The organism is Acinetobacter sp. S40, from assembly GCF_016624705.1.
Taxonomy (GTDB): domain Bacteria; phylum Pseudomonadota; class Gammaproteobacteria; order Pseudomonadales; family Moraxellaceae; genus Acinetobacter.
The window spans coordinates 1-679 of record NZ_JACVTU010000038.1; the positions used below are offsets into that span (position 1 = coordinate 1).

Genomic DNA, 679 nt, shown 5'->3' on the forward strand with positions numbered 1-679 from the left:
AACCTTTTACCGTATCATCCTCATTAAGTTAAGAATTTACTCCTCTGGAGACATTTAGTATGTTAGATCAAACCATTAAAACTCAGTTAAAAACCTATTTAGAACGTTTAGAAAGCCCTATTGAACTGGTGGCCGCACTGGATGATTCAGACAAAGCCACCAAAATTAAAGAATTGGTGACTGAAATTGCTGAACTTTCTGATCAGGTCACGGCTCGTTTCGATGGACAAAACTCACGCCGTCCAAGTTTTGGTATTGCAAAAGCCGGTGAGCAACCACGCGTATTCTTTGCTGGTTTGCCGATGGGACATGAGTTTACCTCTTTAATTCTGGCGTTATTACAGACTTCAGGGTATGCCCCAAAAGTTTCTGATGAACTCTTAACGCAAATTAAAGCTTTAAACTTAAAAGCGGACTTTGATGTATTTGTCTCTTTAAGCTGTCACAACTGTCCAGACGTGGTACAGGCTTTAAACCTGATCGCAATCTATAATCCCAATAGCACCGCCACCATGATTGATGGTGCGTTCTTTCAGGATGAAGTTGAACAGCGCAAAATCATGGCAGTGCCGATGGTCTTTCAGGATGGCAATCATATCGGTCAGGGGCGAATGACTCTTGAAGAGATCGTGGCCAAACTGGACAGCAACTCGGCTGAAAAAGATGCAGCAGCAATCAG

The 679-nt window shown here is 42.7% G+C and carries 1 protein-coding gene; it reads left to right on the forward strand.

The annotated features are described in order from the left end of the window. Window positions 1–59: 59 nt before the first annotated feature. The coding region (locus tag IAE19_RS16455; protein ID WP_200461975.1) for a thioredoxin family protein at window positions 60–679 on the forward strand (620 nt) is incomplete at its 3' end.